Genomic DNA, 23,724 nt, shown 5'->3' with positions numbered 1-23,724 from the left:
CATGGATCGGGTGCGGGGGAGGGTCGTCGCGCTGCTGGCGTGCCTGCTGCTGGCCACGGGCTGCGACCCGGGGGCCGTGCGGGCGCTCGGCGGCGAGGCGCCGCGCGCGGGCGCCGACCGCCAGGACCGCGGGCAGCACCCGCGGCAGGACCACGGACAGCGGGACCGGCCCGCCCGCGTCGTCGCGCCGCCGCGGGGCCGCGTCGACGTGCCGGTCACCCGCGCGGTGCGGATGCTGCGTCGCGCGCCCGAGCGGTCGGCCGGCTACGAGCGCGACGCCTTCGCCCACTGGACCGACGCCGACGGCGACGGCTGCGACACCCGCGACGAGGTGCTCCTCGACGAGAGCCTGCGCCCCCGGCGCACCCGGGCCGGCGAGGACTGCCGGATCACCGGCGGCGCCTGGCGCTCGGCGTACGACGGGGAGCGGACGCGCGACCCCTCGACCTTCGACGTCGACCACGTGGTCCCGCTCGCCGACGCCTGGGGCTCCGGGGCGCGGGCCTGGACCGACGCGCGGCGGGAGCGGTTCGCCAACGACCTCGGCGACCCGCGCAGCCTCGTGGCGGTGACCGCGTCGTCGAACCGGTCGAAGTCCGACCGGGACCCCGCCGAGTGGCTGCCCGACCTCGCGCGCTGCCGCTACGTGCGGGACTGGGTGGCGGTGAAGGTGCGCTGGGACCTCGCCGCCGACGCCACCGAGCGGTCCGTCCTGACCCGCCGGGCCCGCGGGTGCGGGGGGCGGGTCGTGGTGCGGGTCGCCCGGTAGCCGGGGTCGGAGCCGCCGTTGTCGGTGCCGGGTGATGGGGTGGTCCTGTGGAGCTCGAGCAGGCACGACGCATGGCCACGGCCCTGATGGCCGAGCACGGCCTGCACGGGTGGACCCTGCGGTTCGACCGCGCCAAGCGGCGCGCCGGGGTCTGCCGTCACCACGAGCGCGTCATCGGGCTGAGCGGGCCGCTGACGTTGCTGCACGACGAGGCCGAGGTCCGTGACACGGTGCTCCACGAGGTCGCCCACGCGCTCGTCGGGCCCACCGAGGGCCACGGGCCCCGCTGGCGGGCCACCGCCCGACGCCTCGGCTGCTCGGCGCAGCGGGCGCTGCCCGCCGACGCGCCCCGGGTGCCGGGAGCCTGGGTCGGCACCTGCCCGGCCGGCCACACCACCGACCGCCACCGCCGCCCCGAACGCGTGCTCTCCTGCCCGCGCTGCTCGTCGCGGTTCTCGCTCGACCACGTCTACACCTGGACCCACCGGGGCCTCGCCGCGCCGCTCCACCCGCGCTACCTCGCCGAGCTCGACGGCCTGGCCGCCCGCGCCGCGGCGGCCGGGGTGGACCCCGACGCCGCCGGGTGGGCCGTCGGGGTGGGGGACCGGGTCCGGGTGCTGACCCCGGGGCGGTGGCACGGCACCGTCGGCGAGGTGGTCAAGGTCGGCCGCACCCGCTACCACGTGCGGGCCGCCGGCGGCGTCCTCACCGTGCCGATGGCCGCGGTCGCGCCCGTCCTCCACAGGCCCGCCTAGGATCGCTGGCGGGAGTCGGCGGTGGCTCGTAGCGTGCCGTCACCGACAGGGAGGGGCGCGCGATGGGCATCGAGGACCGACGGCCGGCGGCCGGCGAGGCGCTGTCCCGACGCGCCGAGGGCCACGACCCCACCGGGTCCGGGGACCCCGCCGCCCGGCGCGCGGCCGACGAGGTCGCCGAGCAGGCACGGCTGTCCGGGCTGGTCACCGCCGTCGTGGCTCGCATCGACGGCACCCGGCGCGACGACGCGCGCCTCGCGACGTACGCCGACATGCTGGTCCACCGGGCCGCCCCGGCCGGGGCCGACGAGGTGCTCGGGGTGGTCGAGCGGCTCCTGGCCCGGCTGCTCGCCCGTGCGGCCGCGGGCGGGTGGCCCGAGGGCGACCTGGCCCCCCTGGTCGAGCGCACCCTGGGGCCGGCCCACGTGACCACCCTCGACGAGGTGCGCCGCCGGCGCCCGCTGCGGCACCTCGGTTCGGGCCTCGGCCTGGCCGCCCTGCTCGGCGCCGCACCGCTGCTCGAGACCCGGGCCCTGGTCGCCCCGACCCCGGCGACCGGCGAGCACCCCCGGCTCGCGCGGGTGCGGGCGCTGCTGGCCAAGGCCGAGTCCACCGACCATCCGGCGGAGGCCGAGCTGCTGAGCGCGAAGGCCCAGGAGCTCGTCGCCCGTCACGCCCTCGAGGGGCTCGTCGGCTCCGGTGAGACCGGCAGGGCCGGTGGGCCCGGGCCGGCCGGCCGGCCGCGGGCGCGGCGGGTCTGGCTGGACGCCCCGTACGTCGACGCGAAGGCCGCGCTCGTCGCGGCGGTCGCCGCCGCCAACCGCTGTCGCAGCGCGGTGGCGGTGTCCCTGGGCTTCTGCGTCGTGGTGGGCCACCCCCGCGACCTCGACGCCGTCGAGCTGCTCACCGCGTCCCTGCTGGTGCAGGCCCAGAGCGCCCTCGCCCACCACGGCCGCCGCACCGGCGAGCAGCGGGGCCGCACCCGCGCGTTCCGTCGGGCCTTCCTGCTGGCCTACGCCACGCGGGTCGGGGAGCGGCTCGAGGAGGCGACCGCGACGGCGTACCGGGAGGCCGGTGGCGACGCGCTCCCGGTGGTGCGCGCCGCCGAGCAGCGGGTGGAGGCCGCCTTCGCCGAGGCCGTGCCCCACACGGTGGGCCGACCCGCGACCGTGTCCCACCCGGACGGGTGGGTGGCCGGTCGCCACGCGGCCGACCTCGCCCGCCTCGACGTCCGCGACGAGCTCCGGGAGCACCGGGACCGCTGAGGACGCCTCGACCGGCCCCGGTGTCGGTGGTCGTCCCTACCGTCGTCGACGAGCTCCCGGCCGGGGGGCGATCGAGGACGGTGGGTCGAGATGGACGAGCACGGCCAGGGCGCGGGCCCGGGATCCGACGGTGGCTCCGAGGGGGCCTTCGACGCGGCGGTCGACGCCGCCTGGCGGCGGCTGCGCGGCGGGCTCGCCGACGCGCTCGGCGCCCTCGTCGAGGGGGAGGAGGTCCTCCTCGCGCCCCGGTCCGATGACGAGCCCGCGGTGCCGTGGTGCCGTGTCACGGCCGCCGCCGGGGCCCGGCTCGAGGTGACGGCGCCGTCCGGGGGCCACGACGACCTGCTGCGGGTCCTGGGGTTCTCCGTCGCCCGGTCCACGGCGAGGCTCGGCGCCGAGCGGCGCGAGGCCGACCGGGTGGCCTGGGCCGTGGTCCGGCTGGTGCGGGAGGCCCACGGTGTCCTCGACCCCTCCTTCCTGCGTCCCCTCGACGGGGGCGGCGACCCGGCGCCGGCGTCGGGCGGTGCCGCCGGCGCCGTGTCGCAGCCACGCGACGCCGACTTCCCGCCCGCCGACGCCGGGCCCTGGTCGCTCCGCGACGGCGAGGAGGTGCGGGCCGCCGTCACGCGGGTGGTCCGCGGGCTGCTCGACGAGGAGCCGGCGTGGGACGAGGACGGCGACCTCGCCCTCGCGACCGAGCGGTGCGTCCTGCACGTCGTGCCCGCGGCGCGGGTGCCGCGGCTCCTGCTCAGCGCGACCCTGCTCGTCGAGGTGGCCGACGAGGCCCGCACCCTGACCGAGCTGAACCTGCTGAACCGCCGCCAGTTCGGGCTGTCCTTCGCGCTGCTCGACGACCGCGTCGTGGTGCGCCGCGAGCTCGGGGTCGCGTCGTTCGTGCCCGGCGAGGTCCGCGCCGAGCTGCGACGGCTCCTCGACCACCTCGACGAGTGGGTCACCGACCTGCAGGCGCGGGTCGGGGGCCGGGCGCTCGACGAGGACGACGCCCCGGGCGCCCGCGGCCGGCCCGCCGCCTCGAGGACGGCCGGGACCGACCCCGACCAGCAGGAGCGCTTCGCGGCGGCGCTCGCGGTGATGAAGGAGCTGCGGGCCGAGGACCGCGACGGCCTCGACCCGCTCACGCTGCTGCGGGTCTTCCACGGCGACCGCGGCCTGCTGATGCTCGCCATCGCCCACACCCGGGCCCGCGAGCGGGCCTGGCGCACCCGGGCGAGCACCCAGGGGGCCGAGGGGCGTGGTCGGGCCGCCGCGGTCTCGGGCGCCCGTGCCCGGCACCACCGCGACCTGCGCTCGCGGCTGCGCCGGGCGCTGCGGATCAGCGTCCGCGGCCCCGGGCCCGAGGCGGCGGAGCAGCTGAGCCTGTTCCCCGCCGAGGACGCGACGGGCTGAGGGCCCCCCGCCGGGCGAAGGGCCACGTCATCGCCGCCCACACCACCAGCACGACGGCCACCTCGACGGCCAGGTAGGTGGGCCAGGGCCCGAACAGGTCGAGCACCGACCCGCCGGCGGGCTTGCGGTTGAGGAAGCCGTAGTTGGTGTCGATCGCCACGTTGAGCGTGAACACCGCGACCGCCCAGGCCAGGGTCACCGCCACCGCGAACCGGAAGTCGCGCCAGTCGGGACCGAGCCCACGCCCCACCGTCAGGTAGACCGCGGCCCAGACGATGCCGATGTGCATCACCCAGAAGAGCAGGAACACGAGGTCGGGGAACGGCGTGACCAGGTCGGGCGTCAGCACCGCCTGCGTGGTCAGGGGGATGCCCCACAGGTAGGTGAGCGCGACCGCCCCGCGGCGGTGGGTCCACAGCGCCCACGCACTCACGAAGGAGGCCAGGTCGCACAGCTGGATGGGCAGGGTGCGGTCGAGCTCGAAGTAGGCGGGGGTGAAGTAGAGCACCTGCAGCGGGATCGTCCCGGCGACCAGGAGGACCGCGAGGACCCGCCCGAGCCGGTCGTCGGGGTCGGTGCGACGGCCGCGTCGCCCGACCAGCGCGAGGACCACGCACCCGGCCAGCAGCACGGCGATCGCGGTCAGGTGCGACACGTCGTACGGCGTGAACTGCGCGCTGGATCCCCCCACGGCCACATCATGCACGGCCGCCGCCGTGGATGACCGGCGATCGTGGCGCCGCGGGTACAGTCGCCCGGGCCGCCGCTCGGGCGGTCTGGTCGGCGGTCGGAGGACGTGGTCATGCGGGTCGTGGGACGGCGGGGTCTCCTCGCCGCGGTGGCCGTCGTCGTCGCGCTCGTCGTGGCGTGCACCGCAGCGGTGGCTGCGGGGGTCTGGACGGACCCGGGCTCCGACTCCGGCTCCGACGCCGCCACCTCGCCCGCCACCGGCGAGACCTCGCAGAGCGCGGACGCGGGCGCCGACGGCTACCGCTTCCTGTCCTCGCCCGACTTCATGAACGCCGACGTCGCCGACCTGTCCGGCCTGCCCGGGTTCCGCCGCGGCACGCCGAACTCGTGGAACCGCTCCTACGCCCGGGCGGTGCGCACGGTCATGGACGGCTTCGCCGCGGAGCGGCCCGACGACGTGCTCGTGGCCGGCGACCTCGTGAACGGTCACTGGGGCGACAAGCCTTCGCGCGTCTTCGGCCCGACCGACACGGCCCGGCAGAAGCGTCAGGCCATCAGCCGCGCGGCCCGCGCCTACTACCCGGCGTGGCGTCGGCTGTTCGCGCAGCGAGACCTCGACGTGCACGTGGCCGTCGGGGACCACGAGATCGGCGACAACGACTGGCGGGGCAGCGCCCGCAAGGACGCCAAGCGCCGCAACGTCACCCACTTCAAGCGCGAGTTCGCCCGCTACGGACTGCGGCCGGGGCGCTACAGCGACCGCCCCGAGGGCCCGGCGCGCAGCACGGCGTACGCCACCCGGCTGAGCCCGGAGGTGCAGCTGGTCACCGTCGACGTGTTCCGCCGCACCGGGAACGACGTGCTCCCCGAGCTCGACTCCCAGCAGCTGCGCTGGCTGGACGGGGTGCTCGCCCGCGCCGAGGCCGACGACGTCGACTGGATCATCGTGCAGGGCCACACCCCGGTGCTCGGGCCGGTGCGCACCACCAGCTCCTCGGGCCTGATGTACCGCGGTGGCGCGCGCTCCGCGTTCTGGCGGACCCTGGTGCGCCACGACGTCGACCTCTACCTGTCCGGGGAGGTCCACGACATCACCGCCCGTCGCGAGGGCGGGGTGACCCAGATCAGCCACGGCGGGATCTTCACCCACGCCAACCGGCGCGGACGGGGCGGCACGAACTACCTCGTCGGCCAGGTCGACGGCGACGAGCTCGCCCTCACCAGCCGTCGCTTCCTCGTCGAGTCCTCGCGCACCGGGCGCCGGCTGTGGCAGGCCACCGGCAAGGGACGGCCGCCGCTGAGCAAGCGGTTCGACCCGGTCCCCGCCCTCGTCGGGCGCATGACGCTGACCTCCGACGGCCGTGTCCTGCAGCGCTCCGGCGTGCTCGACGAGTACGTGCCGTCCCGCGGCTGAGCGATCCCGCCGTTCCGCCACGCGTCGGCGCCGGACGCCCTACGGTGCGAGGACCGGAAGGAGTCGCCATGATCGCGGACGCGCTGGCCCCGAGGGGTCGGCGACCCCGGGTGCGGTTGCGCCCCCGAGGTCGAGGCGCCGGCCCCGTGCTGGCCGGCCTGGACCCGCGGGCGTGGCACGTGACCCGCGACGTCGCGTGGCCCGGTCGGCCCGGCGTGCGCCTGGGTCACCTGGTCGTGGGCCCGCCCGGGGTGCTGGTGGTCCGCACGGCGGCGTGGGCCGGGGTCACCGGGTCCCGCGGCGGGTCCCTGCGCGGCGACGGCACCCGCCGTCAGCGCGACCTGCAGGACGCGGCCGAGGCCGCCGGGCTGGTCGCCACGGTGCTCGGCCCCGACGCCGGCCCGCGCCCGGCCCCCGGGGGCGTCGCGGTGCTCGGCGTCCTGAGCGTCGCGGGGACCTCGACCGTGACCGGCTGGATCGGCGAGGTGCTGTGCTGCGGGCGCGGCGACCTCCTCACGGTCGTCGGGTCGCTGGCGACCCGTCTGGACGCCGAGCAGGTGGCCGAGCTGGGCGGCGACCTGACCGCGCGGCTGCGGGCGCCGGGCGCTCAGGCCGGGGCGTAGGCGCGGACCCAGTCGATCTCGGTCGACCGGGAGCCGGTGAAGGTGGGCTCCTCGCCCGCGACCGGCTTCATCGCCGTCTGCACCGCGAACCACATCGGCACGTCGGGGATCTGGCCGGGCGCGGTGATGGTCTCCACCGCCCGGCCGTCGACCACGACCTGGATCTCGTCGGGCGTCCACCGCACCGACACGACCTTCCAGGTCGAGAAGTCGCCGCGCACCGGGCGCCGGGTGGCGTCGTGGGTGCCGTCGGCCTCGACCTCGCCGTAGTGGTTGGTGACGGTCATCTCGCGGCGGTCGGGCTGCGTCTCGAAGATCTCGTAGAAGTCGATCTCGGGCGGCCAGCCGCCCTCGGCCGGCCACAGCAGGCCCGCGACCGTCACCCCGCCGGCGTCGGCCTCGGTGCGCACCCGCATGTCCCAGCGCCCGTAGCGCTGCTCGAGCGGGGAGTCCCAGGCACCCACGCCGCCGGAGAGCCACTGACCGTCGACCAGGGCCGTGTCGAGCAGCAGCGCGGAGTCCTCGACGCGCACCATGGAGGAGTCCCACAGGGCCGCCGGGCAGCAGCCCGGCACCCCGTCGTAGGTCTTCCACACGGCGGGGTCGAGGGTGTCGAAGTCGTCGCGGAACACCTCGCGCCACCGACGGTCGGTGACCTGCATCCGGCGGAGCCCGCCCAGCGGGTCCCGCAGTCGTACGCCGCCCTCCTCCGCGTCGCGCCCGCCGCGCGGTCCCCCCTCCGCGTCGCCGGACCCGTCGGCCCCGCCGGGCCCGCCGAGGTCGGGGAACTCGGGCAGGGAGGCGCAGCCACCGGCCACGAGCGCGAGCGCGAGGCCGGCCAGCAGCGTCCGCGCCCGGGCGGCGACCGGTCTCACGGCAGCGGGTCGACCTCGGCGTGGTCGGCGACCACGGACGACAGGACCCGCAGGTGGTGGTCGCCGTCGCCGAGGAGGTGGTCCAGCGCGGTGAGGTGGCTGGTGTAGGTGCCGACGTGGTACTCCGCCGTCATCGCGATGCCGCCGTGCAGCTGGATCGCCTCCTGGCCGATGTGGCGTCCGGCCCGGCTGGTCTGCAGGGCCGCCCGGCTCGCCGCCTCGGCGGCGCTCGCCTGGCCGGTGCGGCCCGGCTCGGCCGCGTGCACCATGCTCGCCCACGCCGCGACGCTGCGCGCCAGCTCCAGCGAGACGTACATGTCGGCGGCGCGGAAGGTGAGCGCCTGGAACGTCGAGAGGGGCACGCCGAACTGCTTGCGGCTGCGCAGGTAGTCGGTGGTGGACTCCAGGGCGACCGCCATCGCGCCGAGCGCCTGGTGGCAGGCGACGACGCGGGTGGCCTCGACGACCTCCGCGACCTCGCGGCCGCGGTCCTGCGCCGCGCCCAGCAGGGTGGCGGCAGCGCCGGAGAGCTGGACGCGGGCCGCGCGCCCGCCGTCGTGGGTGGCGTAGCCGGTCCGGGTGAGGCCGTCGACGTCGCCGTCGACGACGAACACGCCGGTGCCCCCGTCGGGCAGGGCCGCGGTGACGACCAGCCGGTCGGCGCGCGCGCCGTGGGGGACCGGCTCCTTGGTCCCCGTCAGGCGCCAGCCGCCGTCCTGCTCCTCGGCGCGGACGTCCTGGCCGTCGACCGCCCAGCGGCGGCCCGGCTCGGCCAGCGCCGGCGCCAGCAGCAGCTCGCCGGACGACAGCCCCCCGAGCAGCTCCTCGCGCTGGGCGTCGTCACCGGTGGCCGCCACGAGACCGCCGGCGAGCACCACCGAGGTGAGGAACGGCTCGGGGGCGATCACGCGCCCGAGCTCCTCGGCCACCAGGGCGCTCTCGACGGGTCCGGCGCCCATGCCGCCGTCCGCCTCGGCGAACGGCAGGCCCAGCACGCCCATCTCGGCCAGCGAGGCCCACAGCTTCTCGTCGAAGCCGGGCTCGTCGGCGACGGCGCGGCGCCGGTCCTCGTAGGCCGGGTAGGCGCGGCCGAGCAGGCCGCGCACGGCCTCGCGCAGCGCCTTCTGCTCCTCGTCGTGAGTGAAGTCCACGTGTCGTCTCCCTAGCCCTCTACAGCCCGAGGATGGTCTTGGCGATGATCTGGCGCTGGATCTCGTTGGAGCCCCCGTAGATGGAGGCCTTCCGCAGGTTCAGGTACGCCGGGGTGGCGCGGCGCGCCCACTGCGGCACGGTCGAGTCGTCCCCGGCGCCGGAGGCCAGCGCGGCGGGCCCGGCGAGGTCGACCACCAGCTCGCTGACCGCCTGCTGCAGCTCGGTGCCCTTCAGCTTGAGCACGGAGGAGGCCGGGTGGGGCTTGCCGTCGGCGGAGTTCGCGACCACGCGCAGGGCGGTGAGCTCGAGCGCGAGCAGCTCGTTCTCGAGCTCGGCGATCCGGGCGGCGACGAGCGGGTCGGCGAGCTGCTCGGCGCCCGCCCACTCCTTGGCCTGGGCCAGGACCCGCTTGGTGGCGCCCACCGGGGCCACGCCGACCCGCTCGTTGCCGAGCAGGAACTTGGCGTAGTCCCAGCCGTGGTTGAGCTCGCCCACCAGGTTCTCCGCCGGCACGCGCACGTCGGTGAACCAGACCTCGTTGACCTCGTGGCCGCCGTCGATGAGCTCGATCGGCCGCACCTCGACGCCCGGGCTGGTCATGTCGATGAGCAGGAACGAGATGCCGCGCTGCTTCTTGGCCTCGGGGTCGGTGCGGACGAGCATGAAGATCCAGTCGCCGTACTGGCCGAGCGTCGTCCACGTCTTCTGTCCGTTGACCACGAAGTCGTCGCCGTCGCGCACGGCGGTCGTGCGCAGCGAGGCGAGGTCGGAGCCGGCGTCGGGCTCGGAGAAGCCCTGCGACCACCAGATGTCGAGGTTGGCGGTGGCCGGGAGGAAGCGCTGCTTCTGCTCCTCGGTGCCGAACGCGGCGATGACGGGGCCGACCATGGAGGCGTTGAAGGCCAGGGGGAGCGGCACGCAGGCGCGCTGCATCTCCTCGTGCCAGATGTGGCGTCGCAGCGGGGTCCAGTCGCGACCGCCCCACTCCGCGGGCCAGTGGGGCACGGCCAGGCCGTGGGAGTTCAGGATCCGTTGGCTGGTGACGATCTGGTCCTTCGACAGCTCGCCGCGCTCGGCGACGGTGTCGCGGATCTCCTTCGGCACCGCGGTGGTGAAGAACTCCCGCATCTCCGCGCGGAAGGCGGCGTCCTCGGTGGACAGCTCCAGCTGCATGACGAGTGGTCCCCTCTCGACCGGCCCGGCGCGGGCACGGCTGGAGCCATCATGACGGGTGGCGGGTAGAACTGGCCGGGTGAGTCCCGAGCACGAGCGCGAGGTGCGCGCCGAGCTGCGCGCCGAGCGCGACCGGGCCGTCGTGCGGCTGCGGTCGCTGGAGGCCGACCTGGCGGGGATCGTGGCGGCCAGCGCCGACGACAACGCCGACGACGAGCACGACCCCGAGGGCGCCACCATCGCCTTCGAGCGCTCCCAGGCCGGGGCGCTGGCCGCCTCGGCACGCGCACGCCTGACGGAGGTCGACGCCGCCCTCGACCGGCTCGCCGCGGGCCGCTACGGCCGGTGCGAGGCCTGCGGGGAGCCGCTGCCCGCGGAGCGGCTCGCGGTGCGCCCGACCGCGCGCACCCACGTGGGCTGCGCCTGAGCGCCGCTCAGGCGGACCCGGGCGCGATCCGGGCGGCGCGCTCGGTCAGCAGCTGGGTGCGGTGCGCGTTGCCGGGCAGCGCGACGTAGGCCTCGCCGTAGGCCGCGAGCAGGTCGTCGTCGAGACGCCGGACGGCGCCGGCGGGGTAGCGGTAGGACATCCGCGCGGTGACCGCGCCGGAGTCCACGTCGGCGAGCGCGGCGCCGAGGTCGGCGGGGGAGCGCAGCCCGAGCTCCGCGAGCAGGCCGGTCATCCACTCGTAGTGCTCGGTGCGCGACCAGCCGGCGCCCGGGTAGCGCCCCGCCAGGTACGCCGCCAGGTCGCGGGCGCCCATCGCCTCGGCGTCGCTGCCGGTCGAGCCGGCCTCGGTGCGCAGGTCGTCGCGGATGGTCGTGAACTCCCGGTCGGCGAGCTCGAGCAGGCCGGCGGCGAGGGTGAAGCGTCGGTCCAGGTCGCTGGCGCGGTCCGCGGGGACGCTGCCCTTGTAGCGGATCTCGTGCTCGAACTCGGCCCAGGCGTGCTGCAGCACCGTCCGCACCTGCACCTCGACCTGGCGCCCCGCCATCTCGGGGAAGGCGGTGCCGGCGCGCGACGCCGCGGCCCGCGCCTCGTCGAGGGTGAGGTCGAGGTGGCGGCTGGCGTAGCCGAAGCGGCCCTGGCGCGCGGTCTCCTGGCCCTTGTCGCGGTCGCCCAGCACCGCGAGCTCCTCGCTGAGCAGGTCCGCGACCGCCTCGACGTCGGAGGTCAGGTAGGTGACCACCCGCAGGCCCACCTGGTCGGCCATCTCGGCCAGCGGGTCGGAGTAGCGCGGCGTGCCGCTGCCCACCGGCAGCTCGGAGACCGCCTTGGCGGCGAACGAGTCGACGCTCTTGGTGCGGGCCTCGACCGAGAGGTAGTTGATGCCGGCGTCGTCGAGGATCGAGGTGACCAGCCCCAGGTAGCCGGCCGTCGCGGTCCGCAGTCCCGCCAGCCCCCCGGCGTACGCCTCGACGGCGGCGTCGCGGCTGCGCTCGGCCCGCGTGGGACGCGGGGTCGGCTCCAGGTCGGGCGGCAGCGTGGGGGTGACGATGCAGCCGTCGGTCGCGACGCGCGCGGGGTCGCCGTAGACGGTGGTGTGCTCGGGCTCGCGCAGGGCGTGCAGCGCGACGTAGGCGCACAGCACCGCGTCGACCTGGTCCTCCACCACCCGCAGGTCCGACTTCCGGGTGGCGTCGCGCACCCCGGCGACGAGACGCTCCCAGGGTTCGCGGCGGGCCAGCAGCAGCGGCGTGCGGGCCCGCGACAGCGACTCCAGCAGCTCCACCAGCCGCAGCAGCTCGGCGCGCAGCTGGGGGAAGGAGCGGCCCTGCTTCTGCTTGTACTTCAGCGTCCGGCCCAGCCGGAACAGCGCGATCGTGGCCGCGTGGGGGTAGACCTCGAGCGCCCAGCGCCCGGACGTGGTGCCGGCCGGGGGCAGCTCCAGCGACAGGTCGAGCGCCGCCGCCAGCCGCCCGCCCCGGGTGCCGTCGGCGAAGACCGGCCGGGAGGTGTTGGCCGGGTGGGCGCCGGCCTCGAAGGGCCGGAAGTCGCGCGACAGCGCGGTCTCGCAGGGTCGGGCGCCGGTCGGGTTGGTGACCACGAGGGGGGCGTCGATCCCGACCGCGCAGTCGCCGGTCGCGTAGCGCGCGACCTCGGCCGTGACCTCGGCGTCGGTGCGCACGGTCGAGACGCCGAGCAGGCGCCCCCGGTCGTCCAGGGCCGCCACCCCCGTGGGGTTCTGGGTGCCCCAGGCGAGGTCCACGCCGACGAAGTGCATCCCCCGACCCTCCCAGATCGCGTCAGGGGCCGTCCGGGACGATGGACCGGGTGCGAGCGAAGCTGATCGACGTCAGGGTGCCGACGAGTCCCCGGGGCGCGGTGCTGGTGCTCCACGGGGGCGGTGACCGGCCCGGCAGCCCGCCCGTCAGCCCCACCCAGCTGTCGGTGCTGCGGATGGTGCCGGTCGCGCGTCGGATCGCCCGCGCCGGGCGGGGAGCGCTCGCCGTCCACCGGCTGCTCAACTCCCACCGCGGCTGGGACGCCGAGACCACCCCGGTCGCCGACGCGACGTGGGCGCTCGGGCGCGTGCGCGAGCGGTACGGCGACGTGCCGGTCTGCCTGGTCGGCCACTCGCTGGGCGGGCGCGCCGCCCTGCTCGCCGGCTCGGCGGCCGGTGTCGCCGGGGTCGTCGCGCTCAACCCGTGGGTGTACGCCGACGAGGCCGCCCACACCGACCTCGCGGGTCGCCGGGTCCTCGTCGTCCACGGCACCGACGACCGGATCGCCGACCCCCGCCGCGCCCGCCGGGTCGTGGCCGACCTCGAGCGGCGCGGCGTCGACGCGACGATGGTCGAGGTCGCCGGCGGCAAGCACGCGATGCTGGCCCGCGGGGCCGAGTTCGAGCGCCGGACCGCCGACTTCGCCGTCGAGGTCCTCCGGTGACGCGCCGGTGCGCTCTCCCCCCTTCAGGGGATCTTCACCGGATCGTCATGACCGGAACCGGCGAATCCGTGGACGGCGGGGAGGTGACTCGTGTGGAATGGGGCGCGACGCCGCGGAGGACCGACCGACGGCGTCGTCGTCTGAGGAGACCGATGCCCCACCGCCGCCCCGTCCGCCGACTGCTCGCCGTCCTGACGGCGTCCGCCGCCGGCGGTGCCGCCGTCCTGGTCGCCGGGCCCGCGTCCGCCGCCGGCGGCGAGGTGGCCGGCACGGTCTTCCCCGACAGCAGCGCCAACTTCGCCGCCGTCTCCTGCGACAGCGCCACCGCCGCCGGCGGCGCCGGCGTCGCCGCCAAGGTCCGCGAGATCGGCGGCACCCGCTTCGGCAGCCGCTCGACCGGCTTCACCGGCACCGGCTCGGGTGTCGGCGCCGGACCCAAGGCCTCGGTGCGCTCCGTGGGTGCGCTCACCTCGCTGTCCGTGGACGCCTGGTCCGACGAGCAGGCCGCCGGCGTGGCCTACGTCTGGCTGTTCCCGACGGACGCGGCCGGCGACCTCACCGACGTCGCCTGGCTCGGGCGGACCCCCGTCTCCTCCGACGCCGGCTTCGCCCGCCAGGACGTCGCGGGCGCCGAGTTCACGTGGGAGCCCCGTGACCCCCGGGACTTCTCCGCGCTCGACGGCGGCACCCGCACCGGGACGATCGCCGAGGCCACCCGCCCCCGCTGGGCCTCCGGGCTCGGCGACGGCCCCGGCCACGTCGGGTTCGCCTACGGCTGCGACGGCGCCGACTTCTCCCTCGACGGGTTCCGGCTCGGCACCGCGACCTCGGGTGCGACCTACGACTTCGAGGGCCTCGACGTGGTGACCACCATGCGCTCCTCGCAGCTCGCCGACGGCCCGCGCGCCACCCTGGTCGGCCGCAGCACCAGCGCCGGCGAGGACACCGGCGAGCCCCTGGTGCTCCAGCGCCGCACGCCCGGCAGCGGCCCCTACCGCCTCGCGACCGGCCTCGACATCACCGTCGACGCCGCCGGCGTGCACCGCACCACCGTGCGACCCGCGCGGGCCACGGAGTTCCGCTGGGTCCGCTCCGAGGTCCCGTACGCCGAGGGCGGCACGTCGAACTCCTACGTCGTCGCGGGCCGCTCCAAGGGCGGTCGTGTGCTCGACCCGGCCCCGCAGCCCCGCCCGGACCGCGCCCGGGGTGGCCGCGACTCCCAGCCGACCGCCCCCGCCGCGCCGGGCGAGCCGACCCCCGCCCTCCCCGAGCCGACGCAGCCGACGCAGCCGGAGCCCACGTCCCCCGCGCCGTCGGGGCCGACCCAGCCGTCGGAGCCGCAGCCCTCCGACCCGACCTCCCCGGCGGCACCCACCGGGCCGTCCGCGCCGGTGGAGCCCACCGCGCCGACCCCGACCGCCCCCGACCCGACCGCCGTCGACCCCGACGCCGCCGCGGTGGCGTCGTGCGAGGTCGCCCTCGCCACCGTGGTCGACGCGCAGACCCTCGCCGTCCTCACCGACGACGAGCTCGCCGCGATCACCGACGGCGAGGACGCGACCGCCGGCACGGCCGACGACTGCACCTGGACGGTCGAGGACGACTGGCTCACCGAGCAGGGCCTGCGGGAGTCCGCGGGCTGATCGCCCGTCCCGCGCGGCATCACGGCGCGGGTCCGGCCCGGGCCGGACCGGGCATGGCGAGGCTCACGTCGCGCGGGTTCGCGAGGCCCACCACGGCTTCGCCATACTCGGTGGGCGATGGCTGACGAGACGGGCGGGAAGACGAAGCGCCTGGACCTGAACTGGGTCCAGGTGATCGCCGGTGCGCTCGCAGCGGTGTCGTCGGCCGTGCTGCTCTCGACCCTCGGGGCCGCCGGCACCCTGATCGGTGCCGCGCTGGGCAGCGTGATCGTGTCGATCACCTCGAACCTCTACACGCAGGGCCTCGCCCGGGGGACGGAGAAGGTCGCCGTCGCCCAGACCGTCGCCCTGAAGAAGGTGACGGGCGCGACCGAGCAGATCGCGCAGGTCCGCCGCCAGCAGCACACCGACCCCGACGTCGACGCCACCGTGCCGCTGGAGCAGGCCGAGGAGCAGCTCACCGAGGCCGTCGACGAGCTCGAGCGGGCCGCCGACCCCGACGCCCCCGACCCGGGCGAGGAGCCGGCCGCGGACGGCCCGACCGGGGCCGTGGCCACGGCCGGGGACGGCGCGGAGCCGACCCGCCGCCCCGCGTGGGCCACCCTGCCCTGGAAGCGGATCGGCGTCGTCACGCTGCTGCTGTTCGTGGTCGCGATGGTCCTGGTCACGGCGTTCGAGGTCATCGGCGGTCGCAGCCTGTCCTCCTACACCGACCCCTCGGACCGGGACTCGCGCGGCGGCACGTCGCTGACGGGCTTCCTCGGCGGGGGCGGGACCCAGGACGAGGAGGAGCCGGAGCCGACCGACCCGACGACCTCGACCACGCCGTCGCCCGGCAGCCCGGCGACCGACCGGCCGTCGCCCACCGAGGACGCCGACGAGGAGCCCTCCGACGTCGCGCCCAGCGGCGGGAGCACGTCGACGCCGAGCGGGACGCCCTCCGAGGACGAGCCCGACGAGACGTCGCCGACGCCCACCCCGACGCCCACGCCGACGCCCACGCCGACGACCACCTCGCCGACCCCGAGGTCCTCCCCGAACGGCTGAACGGCCGCCCGGCAGGATGGGTCCATGAGCACCGGGCACCCCGCGCAGGTCCAGCACGTCGTCGTCATGGGGGTCTCCGGCTCCGGCAAGTCCACCGTCGGGGAGGCGCTCGCCGCCCGCCTCGGCCTGCCCTTCGCCGACGCCGACGACCTCCACCCGCAGGCCAACAAGGACAAGATGGCCGCCGGCGAGGCGCTCGACGACGAGGACCGCTGGCCCTGGCTCGCCCGGGTCGGTGAGTGGCTCGCGCAGCACCCCGACGGCGGCGTCGTCACCTGCTCGGCGCTCAAGCGCGCCTACCGCGACGTGCTCCGCGAGCACGCCCCCGCGGCGTACCACGTGCACCTGGCGGGCAGCCGCGAGGTGATCGCCGAGCGGCAGGCCGGACGGCGGGGCCACTTCATGCCGGCCTCCCTGCTGGACTCGCAGTTCGACACCCTCGAGCCCCTGGCCGACGACGAGGCCGGGATCGTCGTCGACGTCGCCGACCCCGTCGACGACGTCGTCGCGCGGGCCATGACAGGTGTCACGTCCCGGGGGTGAGGCCCGCACCGCGACCGGTGACGCCACGCACTGCCCGCGCGTCCGCGCGGCGACGAGCATGGGGGACATGACGAACCCACCCACCCCCTCCGGCCCACGGGGCGACGCGGGCCCGGCCGTCGAGGTCCGCGGCCTGCGCCGCACCTACGGCACCGGCCCGCGGGCCTTCGAGGCCGTGCGCGGCGTCGACCTCACGGTCGCCCGGGGCACGGTCACCGCGCTGCTCGGCACCAACGGCGCCGGCAAGACCTCCACCCTCGAGGTGGTCGAGGGCCTCGCCCGCGCCTCCGCCGGCGAGGTCCGCGTGCTCGGCCTCGACCCCGTGGCCGACCGCGCCGAGGTCCGCCGCCGCACCGGCGTGCTGCTCCAGCGGTCCGGCTTCTCCGGCGACCTGACCGTGGTCGAGACGCTCCGCATGTGGGCGGCGACCGTGTCCGACCCCCGCGGCGTCGACGAGTCGCTCGCGATGCTCGACCTCGCCGGGCGCGCCGACGTCCGGGTCGCGGGCCTCTCGGGCGGGGAGCAGCGCCGGCTCGACCTCGCGATGACCCTCATGGGGCGACCCGAGCTGGTGTTCCTCGACGAGCCGAGCACCGGGCTCGACCCCGAGAGCCGTCGCGGCGTGTGGCTGCTCGTGGAGCAGCTCGTCGCGCAGGGCGCGACCGTGCTGCTGACCACGCACTACCTCGAGGAGGCCGAGCGTCTCGCCGAGCACGTCGCGATCATGGACGCCGGCCGCATCGTGCGGGAGGGGACGCAGGCCGAGATCGTCGCGGGCCACCCCTCCGAGATCCGGTTCGAGACCCTCCCCGTCGGCACCGCGACCCTGCCCGACCTGCGGGGCGCCCGGGTCAGCACCGACGGCGCGTGGACCGTCGTCCGCACCCCGGACCTGCAGGCCACCCTGACCGCGCTGCTCGGCTGGGCGGCGGCCGAGGACGTCGTGCTGCCGGCGCTCGGCGCGCGCACCGCCAGCCTCGAGAGCGTCTTCCTGGAAGTCGCCGACGGCACCGCCGCCGACACCGCCGCCGACCCGGCGCCCACCGCGACCCCGACCGACGAGACCCTGGAGGTCGTCCGATGAGCAGCACCGACACGAGCGCCGGCACCAGCGCGGGCACCGCCCGGTCCGGGGCCCGCAGCACGTCGTACGCGCGGGTGCGGGGCCTCGCCGCCGCGAACCTCAAGCTGCAGCTGCGCAACCGGCTGACCGCGGCGTACGCCCTCGTGCTCCCGCTGCTGCCGCTCGCGCTGCTGCTGACCGGGGACCGCGGCGACGACACCGCCGTGCTGTTCGGGGTCAACTACGCGCTGATCCTCGTGATGATGTTCCCGGCCTACTACAACCTGCTCTCGGCGACCGTCACCCGGCGCGACGAGCTCGTCCTCAAGCGGCTGCGGACCGGGGAGACGACGGACGCCGAGCTGCTCGCGTCCCTCGCGCTCCCCGGGGCCGGGATCGGGCTGGCGCTCGCGGTGCTGGCGGTGCCGGTGGCGATGGCGCTGGGCGCGCCGTTCCCGACCAACCCGGTGCTCTACCTGCTCGGCGTCGCGGTGTCGCTCGTGCTGTTCGCGGCGCTGGCGTTCTGGACCGCCGCGTGGACCCGCAACGCGGAGGCCGCCCAGATGACGAGCCTGCCCGTCATCATGCTGGCCGTCGTCGGCGGCATGGGGGAGCTGCTCCCCGAGCGGGCCGCCCGCCTCGTCGAGCTCACCCCGGGCGCCGCGCTGGAGCAGGTCGTCGCCGTCGGCTGGATCGGCCGCACCCCCGACCTCACCGGGACGGTGGACTTCGCGCAGAGCTGGGCGCAGGCCGGGCAGCCGCTGCTGGTGATGGCCGTGTGGACGGCCCTCGCGCTGGTCCTCGCGCGTCGCTCGATGCGGTGGGAGCCCCGGCACTGAGGCCCTACGCTGGCGCCGTGCGCGTGCCCGCGGTGCCCCGGTGGCGCGACCTCGACCAGGTCCGGCGGGCCGACGTGTACCTGCGCTCGTCGCTGTACCTGCTGCTGTGGGGCGTGCCCCTGCTGATCGTCGCGTCGGGCGCCCGGTCCGACGCGGCCCTCGGCACCCCGGGCACCGCCGGCGTCGCGCTGCTGGTCGTGGTGCTCACCTGCGTCGCGGGCACCGCGACGCTGCGCGAGGTGATCGCGCTGCACCCCCGCCCGGGGCCCCTGCCCCGACGCAGCCTCGCCGCGCTCGCGGCGACGCTCGTGCTGGGCGTGGTGGTGGCCCGCCTGCTCGACCCCGCCGCCGGGTCGGTGCTGGTGGTGGTGGTCGGCATCGTGGTCTCCATGGCGGCCGGCGGGCTGACCGACCGGCGCGCGGTCGCGGGGCTGCTGGTGCTGCTGGGGGCCGCGACGCTGGTCGTCTCGGGCTCGTGGCCGCTGGTCGTGGTCGTGCTGGCCTACGCGCTGTTCCTGGCGTTCACGGTCCGCAGCTCGCTGTGGCTGTACGGCGTGATCACCGAGCTCGACCGCACCCGCCGGGCCCAGGCCGCCCTGGCGGTCGCCGAGGAGCGGCTGCGCTTCTCCCGCGACGTGCACGACGTGATGGGGCGGCGGCTGTCGACCATCGCGGTCCAGGCCGAGCTGGCCTCGACGCTGGCGCGACGCGGTGACGAGCGCGCGGTGGACCAGATGCTCGAGGTCCGCGCCGGCGCCCACGAGGCCCTGCGCGAGGCCCGGGAGCTGGCGCGCGGCTACCGCTCGACCGACCTCGCCGTGGAGCTGGAGGGTGCCCGCTCGCTGCTGGCCTCCGCCGGCATCGCCTGCCACCTGGCCGCGACCGGCGTACCCGAGCGGTGGCGGGAGCCCGCCGCCTGGGTCGTGCGCGAGGCGGTCACCAACGTGCTGCGGCACTCGCAGGCCCGCGAGGTGCGGATCGGGTGGGACGGCTCCGCGCTCACCGTCGCCGACGACGGGGGAACCGTCGCCGCTCCGGCCGACGGGTCCGGGCTGCGGGGCCTGCGGGAGCGGGTGGAGCCGCTGGGTGCGCGACTGGAGGCCGGACCGACCGGCGACGGCTTCGCCGTGACGATGAGGGTGGGGGTCGCATGATCCGCGTGCTGCTGGCCGACGACGAGAACCTGATCCGTGTCGCGCTGGCCCAGATGCTCGACCTCGAGGACGACCTGGAGGTCGTGGCCCAGGCCGCGAGCGGCACCGAGGCGCTCGCGGCGGCCCGCCACCACGAGCCCGACGTGGCGGTCCTCGACCTCCAGATGCCCGGCCGGGACGGCATCGAGGTCGCCGAGGAGCTCGCCCGCGACCTGCCCGCGTGCCGCTGCGTGATCGTCACCAGCCACGGGCGGCCCGGCTACCTCAAGCGGGCGCTCGCGGTCGGCGTCCGGGGGTTCCTGCCCAAGACGACGTCGGCGGAGACCCTCGCGTCGGTGGTCCGGGCGGTCCACGGCGGCGGCCGCCACGTCGACCCCGAGCTGGCCGCCGAGGCGATCAGCGCCGGCGACAGCCCCCTCACGCCGCGGGAGGCCGACGTGCTGGAGCTCGCCGCCGACGGCTCGCCCGTCGAGGCCATCGCCGCCCGGGCCTCCCTCTCGCCGGGCACGGTCCGCAACTACCTCTCCAGCGCGGTGACCAAGCTCGGCGCCGTGAACCGCCACGACGCGGCCGCCACCGCCCGGCGGATGGGCTGGATCTGACGGGTCGGTGTGGTGGGATGGCGCGGTGGCGATGGACCCGGCGCGGATGGCCCGACTGGCGAAGCAGGGCGCGACCCTGGCCGTGAAGTACGGCCCCCAGGCCAAGCTCGCCTGGGACAAGGGCGGCCACCAGGCCGCGAACGCCGCGGCCGCGCGGGTCGCGCTGCTCCGGGCCCGGCGGCGGGCGTTCACGGAGGCCGAGGGCGTCAAGGACGGTGCCGTGCTCCGGGTGGCGCCCGGCGGCGACGTCACGTACGTCGTGCTGTCGGGCGTGACGCCCGTGGCCGCGCACCCGCCGCGCGAGGGGGTGGCCCTCCCGGACCTCCTGCGGCACGCCGACCTCGACCGGCGCACCACGCCGGAGCAGGAGCACGAGCGACGGGCGGCCCGTCGTCGGCGGCTCAGCCGCAGGGGAGCTCGCCCAGGGCCCGCAGACCCGCCCGGTCTCCCGCCCCGAGCTCCGTGACGCCCGTCCCCTCGGCGTACATCAGCTGGGTGGGGTCGTCGGTGTGGCCGAGCCCGACCACGTGGGCCAGCTCGTGCACGAGCAGCGCCTCGAGGTGCGGCGTGCCGAGTCGCCCGGTGAGGTCGGCGGTGTCCTCGGTGTCGATGACCACCGACCCGGTCACGTAGCGCTGGCGGCCGGGCGAGCCCACGGCGGTGGCCCCGCCGACCCCGGCGACGTCGCCGGCCAGGGGCGGGTGCTCCGCGGCGTCGGCCCAGGCCACGAGGACCGGCGGGTCGCCGCCGAAGAGGCCGGTACGACGGTCGAAGTCGCGGTCCGAGACCGTCCCCGACTCCACGAACCTCAGGCCCGAGGCCTCCGCGACCCGGTCGACGGCCGCCGTCACCGTCGCCCGCCAGTCCCCGGGCGCGCCCGCGGGGTCGACGACGTAGCGGATGTCACGGCAGGGGTCCCAGCCGACCGGCCCGCCGCCGGGATTCTGGCGGCGCAGGAAGGTGTGGCTCCGGTCGTCCTGGGGGGCGGTCAGCCCGACGAGGTCGCGCATCCGGGCGGCCGAGGGGTCGGGGGACAGCGCCACCCACAGGCCCGGCAGCAGCACCACCGCGAGCGCGACGGCGACGCTGCGGACGAGGTCCGGCAGCGTCCTGCGCGACTCCCTCACCGGCCCAGCCAGCGCTTCGCCTCCGCGGCGAGCTCCTCCCGGCGCTGGCTCTTCATGCCGTCGAGGGTACGCACGGCCATCGCGGTGCGCGGGTTGGACGCGAACCCGTCGCGGTGGTCGTCGACGAACTGCCAGTACAGCGCGTCCCAGGCCAGCGCCCAGTCGCCCTTCGTGAAGTCGCTCATCTTGCGCACGTAGTTGGAGCCGGACACGTAGGGCTTCGTCGTGATCATCTCGCCGGCCGCGAACTGGCTCATCGCGTAGACGTTGGGGACCATCACCCAGTCGTAGGCGTCGACGAACATCTCCATGAACCACTCGTAGACCTCGTCGGGGTCGGTGCGCAGCAGCAGCATCGCGTTGCCGAGGATCATCAGCCGCTCGATGTGGTGGGCGTAGCCGGTCGCGAGCACCCGCTCCACCACCCGGTCGACGGGGTCCAGGCCGGTCCCGCCGGTCCACCAGCCCTCGTCGAGCTCGCGGGTGAGGCCCAGGGTGTTGCGGGTGCGCATCGCGCGGCCACGGGCGACGTAGGCGCCGCGCATGTACTCGCGCCACCCGATGACCTGGCGCACGAAGCCCTCGGTGCTCGACAGCGGGACGTCGTGGCGCTCGGCGTGCCGCACGACCGCGTCCACGACGCGGCGGGGCTCGAGGAGCCCGATGTTGATCAGCGGGCTGAGCGCGGAGTGGAAGATCCACGTCTCGTCGGCGGCGATGGCGTCCTCGTAGGGACCGAAGAGCTCGAGCCGGTCCTCGCAGAACCTCGTCAGCCAGCGCCGCGCGACGTCGTGGGTCACCGGCCACGCGAACGCCTCCGGGTCGCCGGGGTTGTCGGCGAACTCCTCGGCGACCCAGGCGATGGCGTCGGCGACCTCGGGGCGCCGGCGCGTGCGCGGCATGGCCGGCAGCTCGACGTCCTTCGGCAGCGACTTGCGGTTGTCGGCGTCGAAGGACCACTGGCCGCCGACCGGCTGGTCGCCGTCCATCAGCAGGTCGAGGCGGCGGCGCTGCCAGGCGTAGAACGTCGCCATCCGCGGCTGCCTGTCGCCGAACTGCTCGCGGACGTCGGCGTCGGAGGTGAGGAACGCGGGCGTCTCCAGCACCCTCAGCTCGGCGCCGGCCTTGCCGGCGATGCGGCGCAGGTCGCGGTCGAGCCAGTCGTCGACCACGTCGTAGACCTCGACGACGTCGACGTCGTGCTCGCCCAGCAGCGCGGTCAGCTGGGCGTCGGTGCCCCGGTCGGCGCGGGTCTCGACGTACGCCGTGGCGAGCCCGGCGTCGGCCAGCGCACCGGCGAAGACCGTCATGCTCGCGCGGTGCAGCACCAGCTTGTGGGTGTGGAAGCGGTACTGGCGGAAGAACAGGTCCGGCTCGACGAGCACGACCAGGTCGGCGTCGGTCTCGAGGTGCTCGACGAACAGCTGGTGGGGCATGACGAGCCGGGCGGTGACCATGGGCGGACTGTGCCCCGCCACGGGCGCTCCGACACCTCGCGTCCGACGGCGCGGACCCGGCGCCGGTCGCCCGACCTGGCTACGGTGCACCCGTGCCGGACTGGAACACCCTCGCCGTCGGGGACAACCTCGACGTGATGGCCCGGCTGGCCGCCGGGGGCGCGTCGTACGACGTGGCCTACCTCGACCCGCCCTACAACACCGGCAGCGCGCTCGCCTACGTCGACAGCCCGGCCGGCGGGCACGACGCCTGGACGGCGCGCCTGCGCCCGCGCCTCGAGGCGGTGCGGGACCTGCTCGCGCCGACCGGGGCGGTGTGGCTGAGCATCGACGACCACGAGGTGGCGCACCTGCGGCTGCTGTGCGACGACGTGCTCGGCGAGCGCAACCGGCTCGCGCAGGTCGTGGTGCAGCTCAACGCGAAGGGTCGCCAGCTGGGGCGGTGGTTCGCGACGGACCACGAGTACCTGCTGGTCTACGCCCGCGACGCGCGCCGCTGCACCCTCGACCCGACGACGGCCGACTCGGTGCGCCCGTCCGACTTCCCGCTGGTGGCCGACGACGGCCGCCGCTACCGGCACCTGCCGCTGCGCAACACCAACAAGCGCTTCACCCCGGCGACCGCGCCCACGATGCGCTACCCGCTGTGGGGCGACCCGGTGTCCGGGCGGGTGGCGACGACGCCGTTCGCCGGGGCGCGCGAGGTGCTCCCGGTCTTCGGCGACGGCGCCCCGGCGGTGTGGCGCTGGTCGGCGCCGCGGGTCGACGAGCGCGGCGACGACCTCGTGTGCCGCGTGGTGCAGGGCCCGGCGGGGGAGCGGGTCGACGTCTCGCAGCGCGACTGGCTCACGCCGGACCGGCGCAAGAAGCTCCGCACCGTCTGGCCCGCCGAGGAGGTGGGCTCCACCGACACCGCGGTGGCGGAGCTGAAGGCGCTCGTCGGGCCGGTCTTCGCGTCGCCCAAGCCGACGCCCCTGCTGCGCCGCATCCTGGGCACGGCGCCGTCCGACGCCCGCGTGCTCGACCCGTACGCCGGGTCCGGCACCACCGGCCACGCCGTCGCGCTCGCCAACCTCGCCGACGGCGGCACCCGGACCTGCACCAGCATCGAGGTCGACGCCCCCGTGCGGCCCGGCAGCTTCGCCGACCTCGCCGGGCTGGCCACCACCGCCGACGTCACCCGCCGACGGCTCGCCGCCGTCGCCGAGCGGCTCGGCGGCGGGTACACCGAGCTCTGAG

24 protein-coding genes are annotated in these 23,724 nt (G+C 76.4%); 17 read left to right on the top strand and 7 right to left on the bottom strand.

Going from position 1 to position 23,724, the window contains the following annotated elements; all coding sequences use genetic code 11:
* The first annotated feature begins 1 nt into the window (after nt 1).
* From ABD158_RS11445 to ABD158_RS11430, 4 genes are all read left to right on the top strand, one after another.
* Nucleotides 2-769, top strand: coding sequence for an HNH endonuclease family protein (locus ABD158_RS11445; RefSeq protein WP_344007245.1), 768 nt, complete (start codon nt 2-4; stop codon nt 767-769).
* Nucleotides 770-816: 47 nt separating this feature from the next.
* Nucleotides 817-1,524, top strand: coding sequence for a SprT-like domain-containing protein (locus ABD158_RS11440; RefSeq protein ID WP_344007243.1), 708 nt, complete (start codon nt 817-819; stop codon nt 1,522-1,524).
* A gap of 62 nt (nt 1,525-1,586) precedes the next feature.
* Entirely contained in the window at nt 1,587-2,789 is a 1,203-nt protein-coding gene (locus tag ABD158_RS11435; RefSeq protein WP_344007241.1) for a DUF2786 domain-containing protein, read from the top strand.
* A 90-nt stretch (nt 2,790-2,879) separates the two neighbouring features.
* Nucleotides 2,880-4,196 (top strand): T3SS (YopN, CesT) and YbjN peptide-binding chaperone 1, encoded by a 1,317-nt coding sequence (locus ABD158_RS11430; protein WP_344007239.1) that lies wholly within the window; start codon nt 2,880-2,882, stop codon nt 4,194-4,196.
* Here the strand turns inward: ABD158_RS11430 and ABD158_RS11425 are convergent.
* Nucleotides 4,123-4,887 (bottom strand): YwaF family protein, encoded by a 765-nt coding sequence (locus tag ABD158_RS11425; protein WP_344007238.1) that lies wholly within the window; start codon nt 4,885-4,887, stop codon nt 4,123-4,125. The genes ABD158_RS11430 and ABD158_RS11425 overlap by 74 nt on opposite strands.
* Nucleotides 4,888-4,998: 111 nt before the next feature.
* Here ABD158_RS11425 and ABD158_RS11420 point away from each other — a divergent pair, with 111 nt between their 5' ends.
* The gene (locus ABD158_RS11420; protein WP_344007237.1) at nt 4,999-6,300 is read left to right on the top strand and encodes a metallophosphoesterase family protein; all 1,302 of its coding nucleotides are present in this window, start codon (nt 4,999-5,001) and stop codon (nt 6,298-6,300) included.
* 146 nt (nt 6,301-6,446) lie between these two features.
* Entirely contained in the window at nt 6,447-6,923 is a 477-nt protein-coding gene (locus ABD158_RS11415; protein WP_344007236.1) for a hypothetical protein, read from the top strand.
* Here ABD158_RS11415 and ABD158_RS11410 read toward each other — a convergent pair.
* Genes ABD158_RS11410 through ABD158_RS11400 form a run of 3 tightly spaced genes read right to left on the bottom strand, consistent with a single transcriptional unit; the run spans nt 6,908 to nt 10,123 of the window.
* Nucleotides 6,908-7,798, bottom strand: coding sequence for a glycoside hydrolase family 16 protein (locus ABD158_RS11410; RefSeq protein WP_344007234.1), 891 nt, complete (start codon nt 7,796-7,798; stop codon nt 6,908-6,910). The two genes, ABD158_RS11415 and ABD158_RS11410, sit on opposite strands and share 16 nt — an antisense overlap.
* A complete protein-coding gene (locus tag ABD158_RS11405) occupies nt 7,795-8,949 on the bottom strand; it encodes an acyl-CoA dehydrogenase family protein (RefSeq protein WP_344007232.1) in 1,155 nt (384 codons plus the stop codon). The genes ABD158_RS11410 and ABD158_RS11405 overlap by 4 nt, the downstream gene beginning before the upstream one ends.
* 19 nt (nt 8,950-8,968) lie before the next feature.
* Nucleotides 8,969-10,123: an acyl-CoA dehydrogenase family protein gene (locus ABD158_RS11400; protein ID WP_344007230.1), complete on the bottom strand. Its 1,155-nt coding sequence runs from the start codon at nt 10,121-10,123 to the stop codon at nt 8,969-8,971.
* Between the two features lie 79 nt (nt 10,124-10,202).
* On the opposite strand from ABD158_RS11400, the gene ABD158_RS11395 reads away from it, so the two are divergent.
* Nucleotides 10,203-10,550 carry a TraR/DksA family transcriptional regulator gene (locus ABD158_RS11395; RefSeq protein ID WP_344007228.1) on the top strand — a complete coding sequence of 116 codons (348 nt, stop codon included), beginning with the start codon at nt 10,203-10,205 and terminating at the stop codon, nt 10,548-10,550.
* A gap of 7 nt (nt 10,551-10,557) precedes the next feature.
* Here the strand turns inward: ABD158_RS11395 and ABD158_RS11390 are convergent, their stop codons facing one another.
* Nucleotides 10,558-12,345, bottom strand: coding sequence for a DUF429 domain-containing protein (locus ABD158_RS11390; protein ID WP_344007226.1), 1,788 nt, complete (start codon nt 12,343-12,345; stop codon nt 10,558-10,560).
* 50 nt (nt 12,346-12,395) lie between these two features.
* Between ABD158_RS11390 and ABD158_RS11385 the strand changes: the two genes are divergently transcribed.
* From ABD158_RS11385 to ABD158_RS11345, 9 genes are all read left to right on the top strand, one after another.
* Nucleotides 12,396-13,010 carry an alpha/beta hydrolase gene (locus tag ABD158_RS11385; RefSeq protein WP_344007224.1) on the top strand — a complete coding sequence of 205 codons (615 nt, stop codon included), beginning with the start codon at nt 12,396-12,398 and terminating at the stop codon, nt 13,008-13,010.
* Nucleotides 13,011-13,162: 152 nt separating this feature from the next.
* On the top strand, nt 13,163-14,653 hold the full coding sequence (locus ABD158_RS11380) for a hypothetical protein (RefSeq protein WP_344007222.1): 1,491 nt from the start codon (nt 13,163-13,165) through the stop codon (nt 14,651-14,653).
* Between the two features lie 117 nt (nt 14,654-14,770).
* Nucleotides 14,771-15,700 carry a hypothetical protein gene (locus tag ABD158_RS11375; RefSeq protein ID WP_344007219.1) on the top strand — a complete coding sequence of 310 codons (930 nt, stop codon included), beginning with the start codon at nt 14,771-14,773 and terminating at the stop codon, nt 15,698-15,700.
* 24 nt (nt 15,701-15,724) lie between these two features.
* Nucleotides 15,725-16,243: a gluconokinase gene (locus ABD158_RS11370; protein WP_344007217.1), complete on the top strand. Its 519-nt coding sequence runs from the start codon at nt 15,725-15,727 to the stop codon at nt 16,241-16,243.
* A gap of 67 nt (nt 16,244-16,310) precedes the next feature.
* Nucleotides 16,311-17,327 carry an ABC transporter ATP-binding protein gene (locus ABD158_RS11365; RefSeq protein WP_344007215.1) on the top strand — a complete coding sequence of 339 codons (1,017 nt, stop codon included), beginning with the start codon at nt 16,311-16,313 and terminating at the stop codon, nt 17,325-17,327.
* Nucleotides 17,324-18,145, top strand: coding sequence for an ABC transporter permease (locus tag ABD158_RS11360; RefSeq protein ID WP_344007213.1), 822 nt, complete (start codon nt 17,324-17,326; stop codon nt 18,143-18,145). The genes ABD158_RS11365 and ABD158_RS11360 overlap by 4 nt, the downstream gene beginning before the upstream one ends.
* 17 nt (nt 18,146-18,162) lie before the next feature.
* Nucleotides 18,163-19,299, top strand: coding sequence for a sensor histidine kinase (locus ABD158_RS11355; protein ID WP_344007211.1), 1,137 nt, complete (start codon nt 18,163-18,165; stop codon nt 19,297-19,299).
* Nucleotides 19,296-19,901, top strand: coding sequence for a response regulator transcription factor (locus ABD158_RS11350; RefSeq protein WP_344007209.1), 606 nt, complete (start codon nt 19,296-19,298; stop codon nt 19,899-19,901). Before ABD158_RS11355 ends, ABD158_RS11350 begins: the two co-directional genes overlap by 4 nt.
* Nucleotides 19,902-19,926: 25 nt before the next feature.
* A complete protein-coding gene (locus ABD158_RS11345; RefSeq protein ID WP_344007207.1) occupies nt 19,927-20,367 on the top strand; it encodes a hypothetical protein in 441 nt (146 codons plus the stop codon).
* On the opposite strand, the gene ABD158_RS11340 is transcribed toward ABD158_RS11345, so the two are convergent.
* The gene (locus ABD158_RS11340; RefSeq protein WP_344007205.1) at nt 20,303-21,028 is read right to left on the bottom strand and encodes a matrixin family metalloprotease; all 726 of its coding nucleotides are present in this window, start codon (nt 21,026-21,028) and stop codon (nt 20,303-20,305) included. The two genes, ABD158_RS11345 and ABD158_RS11340, sit on opposite strands and share 65 nt — an antisense overlap.
* Nucleotides 21,025-22,485, bottom strand: a complete 1,461-nt coding sequence (locus ABD158_RS11335) for a cryptochrome/photolyase family protein (protein WP_344007203.1) — start codon at nt 22,483-22,485, stop codon at nt 21,025-21,027. Before ABD158_RS11335 ends, ABD158_RS11340 begins: the two co-directional genes overlap by 4 nt.
* Before the next feature lie 92 nt (nt 22,486-22,577).
* Here ABD158_RS11335 and ABD158_RS11330 point away from each other — a divergent pair, with 92 nt between their 5' ends.
* On the top strand, nt 22,578-23,723 hold the full coding sequence (locus ABD158_RS11330; protein WP_344007201.1) for a site-specific DNA-methyltransferase: 1,146 nt from the start codon (nt 22,578-22,580) through the stop codon (nt 23,721-23,723).
* Nucleotide 23,724: the final 1 nt, after the last annotated feature.

Origin of the sequence: Nocardioides lentus (assembly GCF_039529515.1) — a bacterium.
Taxonomy (GTDB): Bacteria; Actinomycetota; Actinomycetes; order Propionibacteriales; family Nocardioidaceae; genus Nocardioides; species Nocardioides lentus.
Note: the sequence above shows the minus strand (reverse complement) of the source record. Positions and strands in the feature narration are given on the sequence as shown.